At 65.2% G+C, this 18476-nt stretch carries 16 protein-coding genes and 1 pseudogene; 14 read left to right on the top strand and 3 right to left on the bottom strand.

Going from position 1 to position 18476, the window contains the following annotated elements; all coding sequences use genetic code 11:
* Positions 1-3: 3 nt before the first annotated feature.
* The 3 genes and pseudogenes from ACFWB0_RS13960 to ACFWB0_RS13950 form a co-directional block, all read left to right on the top strand.
* Entirely contained in the window at positions 4-528 is a 525-nt protein-coding gene (locus ACFWB0_RS13960; RefSeq protein ID WP_378491044.1) for a DUF488 family protein, read from the top strand.
* Between the two features lie 161 nt (positions 529-689).
* Complete coding sequence (locus tag ACFWB0_RS13955) at positions 690-1130, top strand: hypothetical protein (RefSeq protein WP_378491043.1); 441 nt, start codon at positions 690-692, stop codon at positions 1128-1130.
* 125 nt (positions 1131-1255) lie between these two features.
* Positions 1256-1357 (top strand): annotated as a pseudogene (locus ACFWB0_RS13950) (DNA-binding response regulator); the annotation flags it as partial.
* A 3-nt stretch (positions 1358-1360) separates the two neighbouring features.
* On the opposite strand, the gene ACFWB0_RS13945 reads toward ACFWB0_RS13950, so the two are convergent.
* Positions 1361-2053 (bottom strand): TetR family transcriptional regulator, encoded by a 693-nt coding sequence (locus ACFWB0_RS13945; protein ID WP_378491042.1) that lies wholly within the window; start codon positions 2051-2053, stop codon positions 1361-1363.
* Between the two features lie 122 nt (positions 2054-2175).
* On the opposite strand from ACFWB0_RS13945, the gene ACFWB0_RS13940 reads away from it, so the two are divergent.
* Genes ACFWB0_RS13940 through ACFWB0_RS13925 form a run of 4 tightly spaced genes read left to right on the top strand, consistent with a single transcriptional unit; the run spans position 2176 to position 6366 of the window.
* A complete protein-coding gene (locus ACFWB0_RS13940) occupies positions 2176-3282 on the top strand; it encodes a hypothetical protein (protein ID WP_378491041.1) in 1107 nt (368 codons plus the stop codon).
* A 42-nt stretch (positions 3283-3324) separates the two neighbouring features.
* A complete protein-coding gene (locus tag ACFWB0_RS13935; RefSeq protein ID WP_378491040.1) occupies positions 3325-3903 on the top strand; it encodes an ester cyclase in 579 nt (192 codons plus the stop codon).
* Positions 3904-3919: 16 nt separating this feature from the next.
* On the top strand, positions 3920-5542 hold the full coding sequence (locus ACFWB0_RS13930) for a zinc-binding dehydrogenase (RefSeq protein ID WP_378491039.1): 1623 nt from the start codon (positions 3920-3922) through the stop codon (positions 5540-5542).
* Positions 5543-5562: 20 nt separating this feature from the next.
* The gene (locus ACFWB0_RS13925) at positions 5563-6366 is read left to right on the top strand and encodes an MBL fold metallo-hydrolase (protein WP_378491038.1); all 804 of its coding nucleotides are present in this window, start codon (positions 5563-5565) and stop codon (positions 6364-6366) included.
* Between the two features lie 40 nt (positions 6367-6406).
* On the opposite strand, the gene ACFWB0_RS13920 is transcribed toward ACFWB0_RS13925, so the two are convergent.
* Positions 6407-6748, bottom strand: a complete 342-nt coding sequence (locus ACFWB0_RS13920) for a DUF421 domain-containing protein (RefSeq protein ID WP_378491037.1) — start codon at positions 6746-6748, stop codon at positions 6407-6409.
* A 335-nt stretch (positions 6749-7083) separates the two neighbouring features.
* Here ACFWB0_RS13920 and ACFWB0_RS13915 point away from each other — a divergent pair, with 335 nt between their 5' ends.
* From ACFWB0_RS13915 to ACFWB0_RS13895, 5 genes are all read left to right on the top strand, one after another.
* A complete protein-coding gene (locus tag ACFWB0_RS13915; RefSeq protein WP_378491090.1) occupies positions 7084-9024 on the top strand; it encodes a S9 family peptidase in 1941 nt (646 codons plus the stop codon).
* 95 nt (positions 9025-9119) lie between these two features.
* The gene (locus ACFWB0_RS13910; RefSeq protein ID WP_378491036.1) at positions 9120-10613 is read left to right on the top strand and encodes an alpha/beta hydrolase; all 1494 of its coding nucleotides are present in this window, start codon (positions 9120-9122) and stop codon (positions 10611-10613) included.
* A gap of 93 nt (positions 10614-10706) precedes the next feature.
* Positions 10707-11435, top strand: coding sequence for a MerR family transcriptional regulator (locus ACFWB0_RS13905; RefSeq protein WP_378491035.1), 729 nt, complete (start codon positions 10707-10709; stop codon positions 11433-11435).
* Between the two features lie 170 nt (positions 11436-11605).
* The gene (locus ACFWB0_RS13900; RefSeq protein WP_378491034.1) at positions 11606-12562 is read left to right on the top strand and encodes a 3-carboxyethylcatechol 2,3-dioxygenase; all 957 of its coding nucleotides are present in this window, start codon (positions 11606-11608) and stop codon (positions 12560-12562) included.
* Complete coding sequence (locus ACFWB0_RS13895) at positions 12559-13407, top strand: alpha/beta fold hydrolase (protein ID WP_378491033.1); 849 nt, start codon at positions 12559-12561, stop codon at positions 13405-13407. The genes ACFWB0_RS13900 and ACFWB0_RS13895 overlap by 4 nt, the downstream gene beginning before the upstream one ends.
* Before the next feature lie 4 nt (positions 13408-13411).
* On the opposite strand, the gene ACFWB0_RS13890 is transcribed toward ACFWB0_RS13895, so the two are convergent.
* On the bottom strand, positions 13412-14113 hold the full coding sequence (locus tag ACFWB0_RS13890) for an IclR family transcriptional regulator (RefSeq protein WP_378491032.1): 702 nt from the start codon (positions 14111-14113) through the stop codon (positions 13412-13414).
* 162 nt (positions 14114-14275) lie between these two features.
* Between ACFWB0_RS13890 and ACFWB0_RS13885 the strand changes: the two genes are divergently transcribed.
* Together ACFWB0_RS13885 and ACFWB0_RS13880 are read left to right on the top strand one after the other, a co-directional pair.
* Positions 14276-15925: a bifunctional 3-(3-hydroxy-phenyl)propionate/3-hydroxycinnamic acid hydroxylase gene (locus ACFWB0_RS13885; RefSeq protein WP_378491031.1), complete on the top strand. Its 1650-nt coding sequence runs from the start codon at positions 14276-14278 to the stop codon at positions 15923-15925.
* Between the two features lie 135 nt (positions 15926-16060).
* Positions 16061-18469, top strand: coding sequence for a CoA transferase (locus tag ACFWB0_RS13880; RefSeq protein ID WP_378491030.1), 2409 nt, complete (start codon positions 16061-16063; stop codon positions 18467-18469).
* Positions 18470-18476 lie beyond the last annotated feature (7 nt).

Here is an 18476-nt window from a genome sequence, read left to right as displayed (position 1 = left end):
ATCATGGGCACCGTGTGGACGGTCGGTCACTCGACACGCGAATTCGATGAACTCGTAGACATGCTGCGAGCAAATGAGATCACCTACCTTGTCGATGTCCGCTCGTTCCCGTCATCCCGAAAGTTCCCGCAGTGGAACAAGTCTGCTATCGCCGAAGCATTGCCGTCCGATATCGGCTACCGGTGGATCCGGACTCTGGGAGGCCGACGGCACACTCCGAAAGGCACGCCGACGCCCAATGGAGCGTGGCGCGTCAAGGCATTTCGTGATTACGCCGACTACATGCAGAGCAGCGAGTTCGAGGAAGGCCTGAGCGAGCTGATCGAACTGTCCGGCCACGAGCGGCCTGCGATCATGTGCAGCGAGGCGGTGCCGTGGCGCTGCCATCGCAGACTGATCACCGACGCGCTGATCGTCGCGGGTCTCGACGTCGCACACATCATGTCGGCCACGTCGACGAAAGCGGCCTCACTGAACGAGCATGCACGGGTGCACGCCGGGAAGCTGACGTACCCGCCGGAGGAGTGAGCTCGATATACCTGCGCCGGGTCGGAGGACGCTGACCAAAGTTTCCTCGCAGAACAAGGGTTTCCGTGGGTCGTGAGGCAACGGGAACCCGGACAAGTGGAGGAAACTTTTCGCTGTCCGGTGACTCGACCCCATCGAACGCCCAGGTAGCGTTCGACGTCATGAGCACCCTGCAGGAAGTCGGCGACCGCGAGTCGTGGCGATGCTGGCTATGTGACGAACCGGTAGATCCTGACATGTCGGTCAACGACCCGCGCGGTCCCAGCATCGACAGCATCAACACGGCCAAGAAGGGCAAGGGTAAGGGTGGGGTGGAGCGACTCGCACACCGTGCCTGCAACACCAAGAAGGGTGCCGTGAAGCCCGTCGTGCCGTGGCCCGACTCGCTGTTCGTCGTCGACCCCGCGCCCATCGTCGACACGGTCGAGCAGCTGCGACGCAAGGGTGGACGCGCCGCGGTGGCCCGCTGCCCTGCGAAGTCCGACGCCGAGGATGCCTCCGAGTGGTTGCTCGACAGGCTGTCGCGGCTGGAGCCGGAGGTGCAGTTCACCACCCGGATCGACGCCGGGGGCGGGGGATTCCTGCTGGTGCTCGAGGCATAGTCCCGACGGATGTCCTGCGCGATCCGGCTGGGCCATAAGCGCGCCGTGTGGTGGTAGGTGTCGGGAAATTCCGTGCACCTACCACCACACCGGTACACCTACTGTCGACCCGATTGCCCTTCCATCATCGCGCCCGAATCAAGAGCAAGACCGATTCCGACAGCATCGGAACCTTCGTCCGGGATCTCCTCCGGTATGGAGTGGAGGTTCCGGTCGCCGACCGGTAGGAGTCACGATGAGACTCGGGCGAGCACCGTCTCGATTGCGAAGTCGATGGCGTACCGGTATTCCGCTTGTCCGTCGAATCGCGCGAGTTCCTCGGCTGCAGCTGTGACATTGGCGAGTCCCGAGCCGCGGAGAACCCGTACGCGTTCTGCGACGAGTTCGGGGTTCGTCGCGCCGTAGGTCGGTCCTGCGGAGACTTCGCGGAGGAGTGCTCCGACAACTGCCGCCACGAACGTTCGGAGCAGGTGGACGGATTCGGCCGGATCGAATCCCGCCTCACTCAGGATGCGCAGGACCGCCTCGACGGGTGCGAGTCCTTCGAAGGAGGACAGTTGCCGGGTCAGCACGAGTGCGGCGGCTTCCGGATGTGCCAGTGCCTGCGTCCGGAAGGCAAGCGCGATCCGGCGCAGGTCGTTCCCGAGATCGCCCGTGGGCGCCGGGAGGTCGATGCCGCCGAGAAGTGCCTCGGCAACGGCGTCGAGTAGACCGTCTTTGCCGTCGACGTAGTTGTAGAGGCTCTTCGCATCCACGCCGAGCACTCGTCCGACCGCTCGCATGCTGACCGCTGCAACGCCGTCGGCGTCGATCACCTCGAGCGTGGCTTCGACGATGGCCTCTCGGGAGAGCCGGAAGGCGCCTTTGGGAGGTCGCCCCCGCCTCGCGGCGGTGGGTTCGGGCGACTGAGCACTGCGGGTCATGAACCAAGTGTGGCCTACACGCCTGCCGATGAACGCACCACGGTTGCCAAAATCCACATCGTGGATATAACCTGAGTCACATCTTATTACCCACACTGTGGGTATTGACTGGAGGTGAGCGGATGACCGCGTTTCCGTGGGGTAGCGCCGAGGCGATCGACCTTCCGACGATCGGCGTCGAGGTCGACACGCTCAGCGACCTCCACAAGATCGACGGCGGGCCGGGAGCGCGACTGCGAGCAGCCCGTCGCCAGGGCGAGGCGTTCCGCGGCGAGTTCGCCACGACGGGCACACCGGATACCGTCGAGACCTGTGATCTGATCACGCTGCCGTACCCGACACGGTTCGGCCTCTTCCGTGCATCACGGGCGATCGCGCCGTTCCTGTCGATCACGAACCGGATGCTGGTGATCCGCTGGACGGACAGCGACGGCACCGGCCGCATCCTCCTCTTCGAACCGAGCGATCACGAACTGGGCCGCTACACACCGTATTTCGACGACCTCACCGCGAAGACACCCGGCTTCCTCGAACGGCGGATGGTGACCGAGCACGGCACCGTGCAGGGGCACCTGGCCCGGCTGGGGATTCGGCCCGACGACATCGACTACCTGATGTTCGACCACCTGCACACCCAGGACCTGCGCCGCTGGATCGGAACGACCGCACCGCAGGAAGACCTGAACGGAACACCGAATGCGGTATTCCCGAACGCGAAGGTCATCGTGCAGCGCGACGAACTGGCAGGCATGGCCGAACTGCACCCACTGCAGAAGCCGTGGTATCAGCCCGCCGCCTACCGTGACGTCCCCGCCGAGGCATTCCTGCCGATCGACGACTCGGTGATCCTCGGCCCGGGGGTCGCGGTGATCAAGACGCCGGGGCACGTGTTCGGCAACCAGAGCCTGGTCGTGAATACCTCGACCGGGATCTGGGTGAGCAGTGAGAACGTGATCGCCGCCGAAGCGCTCACCCCGGAGCACTCGACACTGCCCGGCCTGGCGAAGTGGAGCAGGCAGTGGCAGCAGGAGATCGTCCTCAATGCCAACACCATCGAGACCACCGCGGATCAGTACAACTCGATCATCCTGGAAAAGACGATCGCCGACCGCGCCCAGGCGGACGAGCGGTTTCTGCAGTTCTTTCCCTCCAGCGAGCTGACCCGCGCCTGGACCAACCCCGGCACCGACCCCACCTTCGTCCACGGATCGCTCACCCACCGGAGCTGAGCGCGCCGCTCCCCTCAGAAACGACCCGCAGGAGATCAGGCCATGACCACCACTCGGACTCCGTCCCGCTTCGTGATGCCGCCGGAGGCGGTACTGCGCGCTCGGGAGAAGCTCGTACTCGACCACTTCCACGACGAGGTCACCCAGGACTGGGACGCCACACTGTCGACCTTCCCGCATCCGCACTACGAGCTGATCGCCCAGATGCTGGTGCACGACGGCGACTCGGAAGTGCGCGGCTACTACAACGACACCCGCGTCGCATTCCCGGACCAGGACCACGAACTGATCGCCTTCCGGCACAGCCCGGATGCGGTCATCGCGGAGTTCTGGCTACTGGGCACCCATCTGGGCAATCTGGGTCCGATCCCGCCGACCGGATCGACACACCGCACCCGGATGACGGCCTACTTCATCTTCGACGAGAACGAGAACCTGGTCACCGAACGCATCTACTTCGATCAACTCACCATCCTCAAACAACTCCTCGGCGGCCTGGACAAGAGGAGCCCCCGGGATCTGCTCACACTCGCCGGCGCAATCAAGGGAGCCCTCTCCATGTCCGGCGCCGAGCCCGACCCACGGCTGTTCGAGACCACCCCGCCCCACCTCGACGACTGACCTGGAGGAGCACACCATGACGACATCCACCGCACCCGGATCCGCCCGCATGCGCGCCCTGATCGGAGGTAAGGAACCCGAATGGGTTCTCGACACGGTCGATGTGCCCGACCAGCTCGGCGCGTTGCGCGTCCAGGTGATGGCTGCCGGCCTCAACCGCGCCGATCTGTACGCATTGGAGGGCAGTTACACCGCGAACTCTCAGGAAGCCGGTCCGTTCACGGCCGGGATGGAGATCGCCGGCATCGTCGAGACCGGAAGCCTGCTCGCGCCGCATCTGCCCGCGGGCACCCGTGTCATGGGCGTGACCGTCGGCGGATTCGCCGACTACGCCATCGGTCACCCCCGCCTTCTGGTCCCGATCCCGGACGGCCTTTCCTTCGAGGAAGCCGCTACCCTCCCGATCGGGTTGATGACCGAGCACGACGCGCTGGTCACCCAGGCCGGGTTCACCGCAGGCGACTCGGTGCTCGTCGTCGGCGGAACGAGTTCCATCGGCCTGATCGGAATTCAGCTCGCCAAGGCGCTCGGCGCCGGGACGGTGATCGCCACCACCACCAGCGAGGGTAAGCGCGGGGAACTGGTCGATGCGGGTGCCGACGTCACGGTGAACACCGCCACCGAGGACCTCGCCGCCACCGTGCTGGCCGCGACGAACGGCAAGGGCACCGACATCACTCTCGACCACGTCGGTGGTGACCTGTTCGCCTCACTCCCGGTCGCCACCGCGATCGGCGGCGTCATCGTGAGCATCGGTCGCCTCGCAGGCGCGGCCACCGAGCTGAATCTCGACACCCTCGCGTTCCGGCGACAGCGCCTGATAGGCACTACCTTCAGCATCCGTACCCGCGCCGAACTCGCTGACGTTGTCGGGGCCCTTGCCGCCGACGTGCTTCCTGCGGTTGCAGACGGAAAGATCACGGCGCGACTGGATTCCGTCTACCCGGTTGCACGGGCCGAGGAGGCCGCCGACCGGCTTCGGGACAACGGCGCGACCGGCAAGATCGTGCTTTCCTTCGCCGACGCGCATGCCGGTCCCGCACCTGCCCCAGCGCCGGTCGCGAACTTCTTCGGGTCGATCGCCCAGATCGGTTACGTCGTACGCGATATCGAAGCCTCGATGCGCGGCTTCCTGGCAGCCGGTATCGGACCCTGGTTCTATCTCGAGGGTGTCAAGCCCGGCGATTTCACCTACAGAGGCGAGCCCTCGGACATGGTGATGGATGTGGCGGTGGCCAACAGCGGCGACATCCAGATCGAACTGATCTCGCCGACCAACGATGCGCCGTCGATGTACCGCGACTTCCTCGAGGCCGGCCACGAAGGTGTCCAGCACATCGCCTACTGGAGTGAGAACTACCAGGATCTCTACGACCGCGCCCTGGCAGCCGGTTTCACCGTCGGGCAGGAAGGCCGCATCGGGGGCGCCGACGGACGGTTCGCCTACCTGGAAACCGAACATCACCCCGGCTCGGTGATCGAGATCTCCGACGGTGGCGGCACCAAGAAGTTCGTCTTCGACCTCATCAAGGTTGCCGCTGCACAGTGGGACGGCACCAAGCCCATTCAGAAGATCGAAGCCGGCCTGATCGGCGGCGACCCTGCCGCCATGACCGAGATCATGGAAGCCTTCAGCTGAGCACTCGGGGAGACCACACCATGAAAGTCACGCACCTCAACTGCGGCACCATGCGCCCCTGGGGCGCACCCGAAGGGCTGGTGTGCCACGTCCTGCTCGTGGAGACCGGATCGGGGTTGGCACTCGTCGACTCCGGACTGGGCCTTCGCGACCGGCAGGCACCGGACGCCCGATTCGGGCCCGCTCGGCACTTCGTCCGCCCGGTCTTCGACGAACACGAGGCCGCAATCCGACAAATCCAGGCATTGGGTCACGACCCCCACGACGTACGCGACATCGTGCTCACCCACTTCGACGCCGATCACACCGGGGGCCTGTCCGACTTTCCCTGGGCACGGGTCCACCTCACCGCGAAGGAAAATGACGCCGCACTCCACCCCCACGGACCGATCGAAAAGGGCCGGTATCTCCACACCCAACGCGATCACGAACCGCAGGTTGTCACCTACGAACCCGCACAAGGTGATTCGTGGCGCGGCTTCCACGGCGCCCGGCAACTGACAGAGATAGACGACGGAATCGTGCTCATCGCGCTGCCCGGCCACAGCCGGGGACACGCCGCCGTCGCCGTCGATGCAGGTGACCGCTGGATTCTGCACGTGGGCGACGCCTTCTACCACCACGGTCAGCTCGACGGCACACGGTCACCGTTCTCGCTCCGGGCCATGGAGCGGGTCATCGCCTACGACTGGGCCCGTGTGCGGGCGAACCATGCCCGCCTCCGCGAGCTATGGACCGCGAACCAGCCCGACGTCCACATCATCAACGCCCACGACCCACGCCTGTTCCGCGATTCGATCGACGGAGAAGTCAGAGGCGCATGACGGTGAGTGGGCGTGCGTCTCGGTGTCCGATTCGAGTAGTTCACATCGCCGGCTTCTCGGGTTTCTCGACCACGCGCTCGTTCTCGGCCGGGATCACACTCACCATGCCACTGGGTTCCAGGTACGCCCGATGCACGTCGGTGATGTCGGAGATACCGTGCAGCCTGAGCTGCGAGAGCACCTCGTCGTACGTCATGAATTCTCGACGCATGGCTCTCCTGTTGAGCCGACCCTCCGAGATCAACACCCGCGGCCGCGCCTTGACGAACCGGGAGAATCCCGACCACCGGTAGGACAGCGCGTCGAGCGCGATACTCCAGAACAGCATCGTGCCCACCACGATGAACCCGTCGCCGATCGTGTCGGCATCGCCCCTCCTCATAGTTCGACCGTCACAGCTGAGGATGCCCACCGGTGACGGATCCACGCCGCTGTCCTGCCTTGTGTTCGGAATGCCCACGTTTGGGACGTCGGGGCCGGGGGAATGCGGAGGTGCCGTGTCACAGCCCCGGCGTGGTCGTACTCGATCCTTGTGATGTCTCCCTGGTCTGCCGACGCGACGACCTCGACGCTTCAGTGAGGTGAACTTCATTCGCCGGGGCTTGACCCTGCCCTAGGGGCACGGTGTTTCGTCGTGGTGAGTGGTCGACCGATCTCGCAGCGGATCCGGTCGCCCGGCCGCTCACGATGCTGCTACTGATCGGAGTCGGAATGACCATGGTGACGCACGATTCCCTGCCCGGATTGATCGAGGTCGAGGACTTCTTCGCCGACCCGCAGTTCACCGGTGCATCGATCTCTCCGGACGGAAACCGACTGGCATATCTGGCGCCGAAGTACGGGCGGCGGAACGTATGGGTACGCGGCATTCACGATGACCACGACGACGCGGTGTGCGTCACTCACGACAGCCGACGCGGAATCTCGACCTTCCACTGGACCGGTGATTCCCGCTGGCTGCTCTACCTGCAGGACACCGACGGTAACGAGGACTGGCATCTCTACCGGGTGGACCTGGATGCCCCGGACGCGCCGGCCGTCGATCTGACTCCGCTGCCACCGGGATCACGAGTATTCAGTGTGGAGTTGCTGCCCTCGTCGCCCAGCAGCGTGCTGGTGTGGATGAACCAGCGCCCGATGTTCATCGACGCGTTTCGGCTCGATGTCGCTGCCGGCGAGACGGTCGTGCACATGGAACAAACCGATCCGACGATCAGCGTGCTGCTCGACCGCAACGGAGACGCAGCCTTCGAGACCCTCGAGGCCGAGGACGGCACGCTCGAGATCTCCGCGGTGGACCCGGCCACCGGCGACCGGCGCCTTCTGCATCGCCTGGGCGGGGCCGAGCACCCACTGGGCGTCTACCCACAGATCGTCACGCCTGACGGGAAGGGCCTTCTGGTCGGCAGTTTCCAGGACTCGGACGATCTGCGGCTGGTACGCATCGACCGAGACACCGGCGAGGAAACCGTCGTCTGCGCCGTGGAGGGGCACGATCTGTGCACTGTGGGTGTACACGCCCCCGGAGTGCTGCCACCCACCGTCTTCACGAGCCGCCGCACCGGCGAGGTGATCGGTGCTCGGTTCGTCGGGGACAGGCCTCGAATCGAGGTGGTGGATCCGCACTTCGCCGAAGTCCACGCGGAGCTGGAAAAGTTGTCCGACGGCGTGCTGGGCACGTTGTCGTCGGACGAGTCGGAGCAACGGTGGATCGCAACGTTCGTCCACGACCGCGACCCGGCGGTGGCCTGGTTCTACGATCACGCCACCGGTGAGAGCAGGCAGTTGTTCCGGCCGTATCCGCATCTGGATCCGGAGTCGCTGGCCCCGATGAAGGCGGTGAGCTTCCCGGCCCGGGACGGGCTACCCCTGCACGCATTTCTCACGCTCCCGGTCGGGGTCGAGCCGCGGAACCTGCCGCTGGTTCTCCTGGTCCACGGCGGCCCCTGGGCCCACGACACCTGGGGATACAGCCCGGAAGCGCAGCTGTTGGCGAACCGCGGCTATGCGGTGCTGCAGGTGAACTTTCGAGGTTCGACGGGCTACGGCCGAAGACACGTCACGGCTGCTATCGGCGAGTTCGCGCGGGCGATGCACGACGACCTCATCGATGCCACGCACTGGGCTGTCGCCCAAGGGTATGCAGACCAGAACCGGATCGGCATCTTCGGCGGCTCCTACGGCGGCTACGCGGCACTTGTCGGTGTCACCGTTACCCCCGACCATTTCGCTGCCGCGGTCGACTACGTGGGTATCTCCGACCTGGCGAATTTCATACGTTCGATGCCTCCGTTCGCGCGGGCCCATTTCACCAACAATTGGTACCGCTACGTCGGCAATCCAGACGACCCCGACCAGGCCGCCGATATGGCCACCCGGTCGCCTATCACGATGGTCGACAGGATCCGCACCCCTCTGTTGGTTGCCCAGGGCGCGAACGACGCCCGCGTCGTCCAGGCGGAATCCGACAACATCGTCCGATCCCTGCAGGATCGAGGCATCCCGGTCGAATACCTCCTCGCCGACGACGAAGGCCACGGCTTCGCGAACCCCGAGAACCAACTCCGGCTTTACCGCGCGGTCGAACACCACTTTGCCGAGCATCTCGGTGGGCGCCGCGGCGCCTCGCAGAGTGCGACCGAGACTTCGACGACATGACGGTGCATTCGGGGTACGCGCCCCGACATCGACGCCGAATCGTAGTGTCGACGATGGCCACGGGAATCTTCGTCCTGACTGCATGCGGTAGTCCTGTGGCCGGGAGTGCACCGGAGACGACGGGCGTGTCGGGCGAACTCTCAGCGTTCTACGAGCAAGACCTCGAGTTCGGATCGTGCGTGGGCAGAGCTCCCACCGCAGTGGAGGAACCTTCATTCGTCGACCCGTTCGAGTGCGCGTGGATGGACGTGCCGTTGGACTACGACGAACCCGACGGCGCTACCGCCCAGATCGGCGTGATGCGGTTGCCTGCACGAGGTGACGCGAGTGAGCGGATCGGTTCGCTGGTGCTCAACCCGGGTGGGCCGGGCGGTTCCGGAATGCTGCAAGCAGCGACCGCGTCCGTCGGATTGAAGGACACACCGATCGCGCAGCGATTCGACGTCGTGGGATTCGACCCGCGAGGTGTCGGCGCCTCGACTCCCACGATCGACTGCTTCACCGACGCCGAACGAGACCGAGGCGAAGACCGGACGACACTACTGGGTACATCGGGTGAGTGGGACGAGGCCGACACGAGGGCATTGACCGACAAGTGTGCTCGAGGATCCGGCGGTGAGGACGTGCTCACCGCGGTGGGTACCCGCGATGTGGCCCGCGACATGGACGTGCTCCGGGAGGTGCTCGGTGAGGAGCAGCTGACCTTCGCGGGACAGAGCTACGGCACCCGCCTCGGCGCGGTCTACGCCGAAATGTTTCCCGCTCATGTTCGTGCGATGGTGCTCGACGGCGCGATGGATCCGAACAAGGGCACGGCGGACCGCCGACTTGAGCTGCACAGTGGTTTCCAGAGGTCTTTCGATCTGATGGCCGCTTCGTGTGTCGCACAGCCGGATTGTCCGCTCGGTACCGACCCCGCGGAGGCGACCGAGGTGTTCCAGGAATTGTTCCAACCGTTGATCGACAATCCTGTCCCGGCGGGCGACGGCCGGATCGCGGACTTCCATCAAGCCACGGGCGGAGTCATGGCCGGCCTCTACTACGCCGAAGTCTGGCCGGAAATCATCGAGGGCATCGCGCAGGTGAAGAACGAAGGTCGAGGCGACAAGCTTCTCGCCATCAGCGATGCCTTCGCAACGCGCGCCGCCAACGGGGAGTGGAACAACCAGCTCGATGCCAACTTCGCCATCAATTGCAACGACGAGCAGCGGCGCACTCCCGACGAAGAAGCAGAGCTACGCAGGGAGATCATGGAGGTCAGTCCCTTCATCGACACCGGCCGCAGCGTCGCCGGAGTGAGTCGCGATGCGTGCGAATCCTGGCCCGTAGAGCCCACCCTCGGGATTCCCTACGCCACGGACGTCGACGATGTTCCCGAGACGCTGATCATCTCGATCACCGGTGACCCCGTCACTCCGTACGAGGGCGGACAGAGCTTGGCGGAGTCGCTCGGAGGTACCTTGCTCACCGTGCACGGAGAGCGGCACACGGTCGCGCAGGCCGGAATCAACGAGTGCGTCAACGCCATTGTCGCCGACTACCTCATCGACCTCGAGACTCCGAACGAGGGGCAGACCTGCAGTCTCTGAGCCGGGCAGCGCACACGCACATCCGCGATCATGGAGGTCCGCCTTCACACTGGTGAAGTGATCGGGGCCCTTCGCGAGAGGAGTGGGATTGTGGTGTGGAGTACCAGTCGGCTCGCCGAACTCGCAGGTACCACCGTGAAAACCGTGCGGTACTACCACGCCAGGGGCCTGCTCGATGAACCTGAGCGCGCGTCGAACGGCTACAAGCAGTACGGCGCGTGGCACCTGGTCCAGCTCTTACGCGTCCAAAGACTGTCGGGTCTCGGACTGTCGCTCAATCAGATCGTCGATTTCGTCGACGGCGGTGAGGACTCCGGTACCGACCGGGTTCTCGGCGAGCTGGACGACGAATTGGCAGTGGCGATCAGCCGGTTGCAGCGGATGCGGGCAGAGTTGGCCAGGGTTCGGCATCGCGGCGGTTCGATCGATCTGCCCCGAGGTTTCGATTCCGGCGATGCAGGGCTCTCCGAGGCAGACAGGGCCCTGATCCTGATCTACTCCCGTGTCTACGACGAGTCCACAATGGCAGCATTGAGTGAGATGCTGCTCAGTGTCGAGCGAACTGCCGAAAGCGACGAATTCGACAGGCTGCACGCCGACGCCGACGGGCAGACACGTCAGGACCTCGCTGAGCGGTACGCCCCTCAGATCGACAAGATCCGACGTGACCATCCCGGGTTGGAGAGCCCAGTGGCGCACTCGCGGCACGGCGTCGACGGAACCGACACTGTTCTGAGACAGGCGTTCGAAGAGCTCTACAACAGTGCGCAACTCGATGTGCTGGCCCGCGTGCAGAAGATTTTGCACCCCGAGCGTCGATAACGCGAAAGCCGTTGGCGCAAGTCTCGGTTCGCAGACGCGTCGATGTTCCTTTCGCTGGGATGGGGTACGCAACTCGTTGAACCAGTGTTACTGTCTCGCGTGTAGATAACGAGATGTTGTGTGTATATAACGCACACATGCGGCTCGCTCGGCTGACGAACGGAGTGATCATGCCGCTTGCTCTCTGCGCTTCGTCGCACTCGCCGCTTATCGGCCTGTACGACCCGGCAGCAGACATCGCGGACGAGGTGCGCGCACAGCTCGCGGGTGCACGCGCTTTCGTGGAGGAATTCGATCCCGAGCTCGTGCTCGTCTTCGCCCCCGACCACTACAACGGATTCCTGTACGAACTGATGCCCTCGTTCTGTGTGGGTGCGGCGGCGACGTCCGTGGGCGACTACGGGCTGCCGAAAGGTCCGCTACCCGTCGACCGCGATGCCGCGTACGCCCTCGCGCGACACGCGCTCGCGTCGGGCGTCGATGTTGCGCTGTCCGAGTCGATGCAGGTCGACCACGGGTTCGTTCAGCCGCTGCTCTTCCTGTTCGGTTCCGTGGAGCAGCTCCCACCGCTGGTTCCGGTGTTCATCAACTGCGTGGCCGAGCCGCTCGGGCCGGCAAGTCGAGCGCGTCTGCTGGGGGAGGCCGCGGGGCGGGCGCTCGCGGAGTCGGGGAAGCGTGTGCTGATCGTCGGGTCGGGTGGTCTCTCGCACGACCCGCCGGTTCCCCGCATGGAGAACGCGACGCGGGAGGTCGCGGAACGGATTACACACGGGCGCAACCCGACTGCGGAACAGCGTCGGGTCCGGGAATCTCGCACGGTCGCCGCAGCCGGCGCGTTCGCGGCGGGCTCCGCCGATTTCCACGACCTCAACCCCGAATTCGACGCCTTCGTGCTCGACGCATTCGAGTCGGGCGACGTCGCTGCGTTCGACGAGAGGTCGACAGACTGGTTCATCGAGGAGGGCGGGCACTCCGCCCACGAGATCCGTACCTGGATCGCCGCCTACGCCGCACTGTCCACTCAGGGTGAGTACGAGATGACCAGCCGCTACTACCGGCCGATCAAAGAGTGGTTCGCCGGATTCGCCGTTACCACCGCGATACCGAAGGAGATTGCTGCGCAATGACGATGTGGGACGACCTCGGTTCGGTGGCACACACGATCGAGTACCGCGAGATCGACGGGTGGCGAACCCGCGTTCTGCGGGCGGGCACCGGACCCGCGCTGGTGCTCATGCACGGCACGGGCGGGCATCTGGAAGCGTTCTCGCGCAACATACCTGCGCTCGCTGAACACTTCACCGTCGTCGCATACGACTTTCCCGGGCAGGGCTACACGACCCCGACCGAACGCGACCTCGAGATCGATGACTATGTCGACCACCTCGCCGTGCTGCTGGACGATCTCGATCTGGATCGGGTGCACCTGTCCGGTGAGTCGCTCGGTGGGTGGGTGGCAATCAAATTTGCTGTCGCGCATCCCGGCCGGCTGAACCGAATCGTGCTCAATACACCCGGGGGCACCATGGCGGCCCCGGAGGTGATGGCGCGGATCAGGGATTTGAGCCAGGCTGCTGCCGACGATCCTTCGGAGGAACGCATCCGGGCACGTCTCGAATGGCTGATGGCAGACGCAATGAGTGTCACCGACGAACTTGTCGGGTGCCGCCGCGCGATCTATTCGCAGCCCGGGTTCGCCGAGTCGATGCGACATGTCCTGTGTCTGCAAGACCCCGAGGTGCGGCGGCGCAACATGGTGACCGATACCGACCTGGCGGCAGTGACGGCGCAGGCGCTGGTGATCTGGACCAGTGACGACCCGTCCGGGCCTGCCGGGGCCGGAATGGATATGGCCGACAAGATGCCGAACGGGCAGTTCGTCTTCATCGACGGAGCCGGCCACTGGCCCCAGTGGGAGCAGCAGGAGATCTGCGACAAGGCGGTGATCGGCTTTCTCTCCGGCGACGTATGAGTGTTCAGCTGTCGAGCACTGCCAGGCCGATCTCCTCTGCGGCCCGCACGACGTCGGGTGCAGCCGTGGAGGGTTGATTCTCGCGGTGGCTCATGAGCGTCAGGCACGCCGCAGGGTGTGAGTTCGCGATCGGGGCCGCGACCGCGTAGGCGCCGGACTCGACTTCGCCGGAGCTGGTGGCGTATCCACGTCGCCGTGCCTCGACGACGGCTTCCGGCTCGCCCGGAAGTGCCGGACCGGCTGCCAGCAGGGCGTATCCGGCGGCGCCGCGATCCAGCGGCGTGCGCATCCCGGCGCGGAAGGCGATGTGCTGGAGCACGGTCACGGGCTCCACGACCTCGATCGACACGGCCTCTTCACCCTCGACGACGAACAGGTGCACGGTGCAACCGGCCTGGTCGGCGAGGCGTCGCATCACGGGGGTCGCGATCTCGCGCAGCGCAGGCAGATACGACGTCGAGAGCGCGGCCAGGAGGGCTCCGGGTCGGTAGCTGCCGTCGGCTCCGTGTGTCACGAACCCGAAGTCGCGCAGGGTCTGCAGGATTCGGTAGGCGATCGAGCGGTGGACGTCGAGTTCCCCGGCGAGCCGCTGGACGGTCATGCCATCGGGGGAGTCCACCACGGCGAGCAGCGCCGTGAGCCCGCGAGCCAGCGTGCGGCTTCCGACCTGGGGTGCGGGCTGCCGGCGCCCGTTCGACGTCGTCATTCAGCGCACGCCCGTGAGCAACAAATACAACATGAAACTCATTATATGCACTTCAGATGCGGTTCCGGTGTTGACACTGTAACCCCACATTCGACATAGTACGTGTGTATATAGAAGCTCGGTGTTCGATAATTACAACACGCTGATGCAAGGGGAGCGCCCGTGACCGACGGTCGAGAACGATCCACCTCGGAAGTGGCTGCCGTCGATGTACTCATCGTGGGAGCGGGGCCCGTCGGGCTCACCTTGGCGAACATCCTGGGCGCCCGAGGGTTGAGGGTGCTGATCGCGGAGGAGCGCGACGTACTCATCGACTACCCGCGCGGTGTGGGTCTGGACGACGAGTCCATGCGTGCATTTCAGGGCATCGGTCTGGCGGAACACGTGGAGCAGCACCTCATTCCGAATCAGATCCTGCGGTTCGTCAACGGCAGTGGTGAGCTTCTCGCGGAGATGGCACCGAGTCAGGCGCAGTTCGGCTGGCCGCGTCGCAACGGATTCGTCCAGCCACTCGTGGATGCAGAACTCCTCGAAGGCCTCGGGCGTTTCGACAGCGTCGAGGTGTGTTGGTCGGCCCCGATGCAGTCGATGCGCGACGACGGCGACGGTGTCGTCGTCGAACTCCTCGACGGCGGCGTATCTCGTGAGGTGCGAGCGCACTACGTGGTCGGGTGCGACGGAGGGCGGAGCCGAACCCGTCATATCCTCGGCACCGCGTTCGACGGTGTCACGTCGTCCACGCGCTGGCTGGTCGTGGATCTGGCCCACGATCCTCTGGGCACACCGAACAGCTACGTCGGCGCCGACCCCGAACGGCCCTACGCCTCCATCTCGATCGCCCACGGTATCCGGCGCTTCGAGTTCATGCTCATGGACAACGAGTCCGACGGCGAGGTCGACGACATCGGGTTCGTGCGTACCCTCCTCGGGCTGCACATCCCGCGCCCGGAGGACGCCGAGATCATCGCCTACCGCATCTACACCCACCACTCGCGGATCGCGGGCGAGTTCGGTCGCGGTCGCATTTTCATCGCGGGCGATGCCGCCCATCTCATGCCCGTCTGGCAAGGACAGGGATACAACAGCGGCGTGCGCGACGCGGTGAACCTCGGTTGGAAGCTCGCCGCGGTGTGCTCCGGGCAGGCCGAACCCGATCTGCTGACCACTTACGACGCGGAGCGGCGAGGGCATGCGCGCGCGATGATCGATCTGTCGACCATGGTCGGGCGGGTGATCTCGGTGCGGGACAAGCGTCTTGCCTGGCTCCGCGACCGGGTGTTCCGCTCGGCGTCGGCACTTCCCACGCTGAAGCGATACATCCTCGAGATGCGGTTCAAGCCGATGCCGCGGTACGAGACCGGCGCTGTCGTGCCGCTTCCCGACAAGGACTCTCCGGTCGGCCGGATGTTCATCCAGCCGGAGGTCGTCACCGAGAGCGGCCGGTGTCTGCTCGACGAGGCGCTCGGAAAGTGGTTCGCGGTGCTCTGCTGGAACAACGACCCCACCGCGGTGCTCGACAAGCCCAGTGTGGAGGCGTGGCGCAAGATCGGTGCGCGCCTCGTCGCTGTCGTCCCGGCCGCGCAGGTCGGGCAGGCCTCATACGGCGACGACGTGACCGTGGTCGGCGACCTGGGGCAGCTGAAGGGGTGGTTCGACGTCCACCGTGAGTCCGTTCTGTTCCTGCGGCCCGACCGATTCGTCGCGGCTGCCGGCATCGCTCAGGACGCGAGCCTGCTGTCGACGCAGCTGTTGAGTGCTCTGCACATGGAGAAGTACGTAGCCGACAGTCCCTCCGACGCGACCGCAGGCTGACGACCTCCGACATTTCGTAGAGAGCATGACCATGTGCTTGACGATGGCACCTTTGCTGAGGGACAGTGTCCAATGACAAGACACATCGTCTATCGAACTGGATGCCGCTGATCCGACGGGCGTGAGGAATCTCCGATGAACAAGGGCCAGGACAGCTGGAGCGAGGGGCTTCCGCTCGAGGGCTTCGTCGTCGTCGACCTGTCGGTGGGCGTTGCCGGAGGGTATGGCACCAGGCTCCTGTCCGACGGTGGTGCGACGGTGGTGAAGGTGGAAACCGAGACCGGCGACCCGTTGCGTCGCTGGTCCGGCTCAGGTGCTGAGATCGGGGACGGGGAGAGCGGCCCGTTCTTTCAGTTCTTGGCGGGCGGTAAGGAAAGCTGCGTCATCGATCCCGGATCCGCGGACGTCGCGGAACGAATCGGACAGCTGCTGGCGAGCGCCGATGCGGTGATCTGGTCGGCAGACTCCCCGTTCGCGAACATCGCGGCACTGCATCCGACGAGACTGGAAGTCGACCACACGCACCTGGTCATCGTGTCGATCAGCCCGTTCGGACTCGACGGTCCGTGGAGCGGCAGGGCTGCAACCGAATTCACACTGCAAGCGTGGGCGGGGGCGATCGTGGGTCTCGGTCGCGGGGCGCCGGATCGCGCGCCGGTGCAGGTGGGTGGCCGGGTGGGTCAGTTCGTGACCGGCACCTACACCGCCATCGGTGTGCTGACCGGACGCATGAACTCACGCCTGACGGGTCGCGGGTGCCTGATCGACCTGTCGATGCTCGAGGCCATCGTGCTGAGCCTGACGTACTACCCCGTCACCTACCACGATGTGATGGACCGGCCGTGGCGCACCGAACGTGCGTTGGTGCTTCCCGGGGTCCAGCAGGCTGCAGACGGACTCGTCGGAATGGCCTGCGGGACACTGCAGCAGCGCCAGGATCTCTACGTCATGATGGATCACGCCGAATGGATCGAGGACGACGCGATCATGTCCCGTCCGGCAGAGGTGGCACCCCTGATCGCAGAGTGGGTCGGAAAGCGCACGGTCGACGAGGTACGAGAACTGGCGATCGCCTTCCGGATCCCGAACGCTCCCGTCGCAGACCCGAGCAACATCGCCACCCTCGACCACTTCGAGGCGCGCAAGGTGTTCGTCGAGAACCCGTACGGGAAATTCCTTCAGCCCCGCCGACCCTTCCAGGTGTCCTCGTTCACCTGGGCGACACCGCAACCGTCTCCGGCGCTCGGTGAACATGACGCCACGCTCGGGCCCGTGCGCGAACACAGCGACGATGACAGCGGCACATTGCCTTTCGCCGGATTGCGGGTGCTGGACATGACGGCCTTCTGGGCCGGCCCCACCTCGACCCACCTGCTCGCGCTGCTCGGTGCCGATGTCATCCATCTCGAGTCCGTCGTGCGCCCGGACGGAGGCCGTCTCGTCGGTGGAGTCTCGGGCGATGTCGACATGTGGTGGGAGCGTTCGCCCATCCACCTCGGCGGAAATGCAGGCAAGAAGAGCGTCACACTCGACTTCACCACCGACGAGGGACGAAAACTGCTCGAGCGTCTCATCGAAACATGCGACGTGCTCGTGGAGAACTTCACGCCGCGTGTGCTCGACCAGGCCGGCTTGAGCTACGAGCGGGTGCGGGAGATCAGACCCGACATCGTGATGGTGCGCATGCCGGGCTTCGGACTCGACGGCCCCTGGCGCGACATCGCGGCATTCGCCTACTCGATCGAAGACGCCGCCGGGCTGACCTGGATGACGGGCTACCCCGACCAGAACCCGCTCGAACCCTCCTGCATCGGCGATCCGAATGCCGGGATGCACGCCGTGTACGGGCTGCTGCTCGCGCTCGAACACCGAACGGCGACAGGCGAAGGCGCGCTCGTCGAGGCATCCATGATCGATGCGGCATTGAGCATCACTGCCGAACAGGTCATCGAATACACCGCGACCGGATCGATCCTGGCGCGACAGGGCAATCGAGGGCCGGACGCTGCTCCGCAAGGCCTGTATCGGACGAAGGAGGCCGACGAGTTCGGCAGGCCCGACAGCTGGATCGCACTCGCTGTCGAGAACGACACCCAATGGTGCGCGCTCGTCGACACGGTGAGCGAGATCCCGGAATTGCGGGATCCTCGCTTCGCCTCCGCCACAGGGCGCCTGGAGCATCACGACGAAATCGACAAGCTCATGCAGGCCTGGTGCGACGGCCGGGATTCCGAGTATGTCGTCGACCTGTTGTGGAGCGCCGGCGTCCCCGTCGCCAAGATGATGCAGCCGCACCGTCAGACCGAGATCGAGCAGCTGCTCGCGCGAAAGTTCTTCGAAGACATGGAACATCCCGTCGTCGGACGCTATCGGCAGAGCACCCTGCCGTTCATCATGACGGGACTTCCCGAGCGCCTGACGCAGCGTCCGGCGCCGTTGCTCGGGCAACACAACGACGACGAACTGAGAGCGCTGGGCGTCACCGACGACGACCTGCGTGCACTGGAACAGTGCGGAGTGATCGGCCGGGCGCCCGCTCGATAACCACCCA

Origin of the sequence: Rhodococcus sp. NPDC060086 (assembly GCF_042730275.1) — a bacterium.
GTDB lineage: Bacteria > Actinomycetota > Actinomycetes > Mycobacteriales > Mycobacteriaceae > Rhodococcus.
The sequence above is the reverse complement of the archived record's forward strand: the minus strand, read 5'-3'. Positions and strand labels throughout refer to the sequence as shown.

What these genes read in the sequence shown, in the direction of transcription:
- ACFWB0_RS13920 (WP_378491037.1), bottom strand. Translation starts at nt 6,748, where the DNA reads ATGAGGAGGGGCGATGCCGACACGATCGGCGACGGGTTCATCGTGGTG.
- ACFWB0_RS13890 (WP_378491032.1), bottom strand. Translation starts at nt 14,113, where the DNA reads ATGACGACGTCGAACGGGCGCCGGCAGCCCGCACCCCAGGTCGGAAGC.
- ACFWB0_RS13925 (WP_378491038.1), top strand. Translation starts at nt 5,563, where the DNA reads ATGAAAGTCACGCACCTCAACTGCGGCACCATGCGCCCCTGGGGCGCA.
- ACFWB0_RS13895 (WP_378491033.1), top strand. Translation starts at nt 12,559, where the DNA reads ATGACGATGTGGGACGACCTCGGTTCGGTGGCACACACGATCGAGTAC.
- ACFWB0_RS13935 (WP_378491040.1), top strand. Translation starts at nt 3,325, where the DNA reads ATGACCACCACTCGGACTCCGTCCCGCTTCGTGATGCCGCCGGAGGCG.
- ACFWB0_RS13915 (WP_378491090.1), top strand. Translation starts at nt 7,084, where the DNA reads ATGGTGACGCACGATTCCCTGCCCGGATTGATCGAGGTCGAGGACTTC.
- ACFWB0_RS13930 (WP_378491039.1), top strand. Translation starts at nt 3,920, where the DNA reads ATGACGACATCCACCGCACCCGGATCCGCCCGCATGCGCGCCCTGATC.
- ACFWB0_RS13945 (WP_378491042.1), bottom strand. Translation starts at nt 2,053, where the DNA reads ATGACCCGCAGTGCTCAGTCGCCCGAACCCACCGCCGCGAGGCGGGGG.
- ACFWB0_RS13955 (WP_378491043.1), top strand. Translation starts at nt 690, where the DNA reads ATGAGCACCCTGCAGGAAGTCGGCGACCGCGAGTCGTGGCGATGCTGG.
- ACFWB0_RS13940 (WP_378491041.1), top strand. Translation starts at nt 2,176, where the DNA reads ATGACCGCGTTTCCGTGGGGTAGCGCCGAGGCGATCGACCTTCCGACG.
- ACFWB0_RS13960 (WP_378491044.1), top strand. Translation starts at nt 4, where the DNA reads ATGGGCACCGTGTGGACGGTCGGTCACTCGACACGCGAATTCGATGAA.
- ACFWB0_RS13900 (WP_378491034.1), top strand. Translation starts at nt 11,606, where the DNA reads ATGCCGCTTGCTCTCTGCGCTTCGTCGCACTCGCCGCTTATCGGCCTG.
- ACFWB0_RS13880 (WP_378491030.1), top strand. Translation starts at nt 16,061, where the DNA reads ATGAACAAGGGCCAGGACAGCTGGAGCGAGGGGCTTCCGCTCGAGGGC.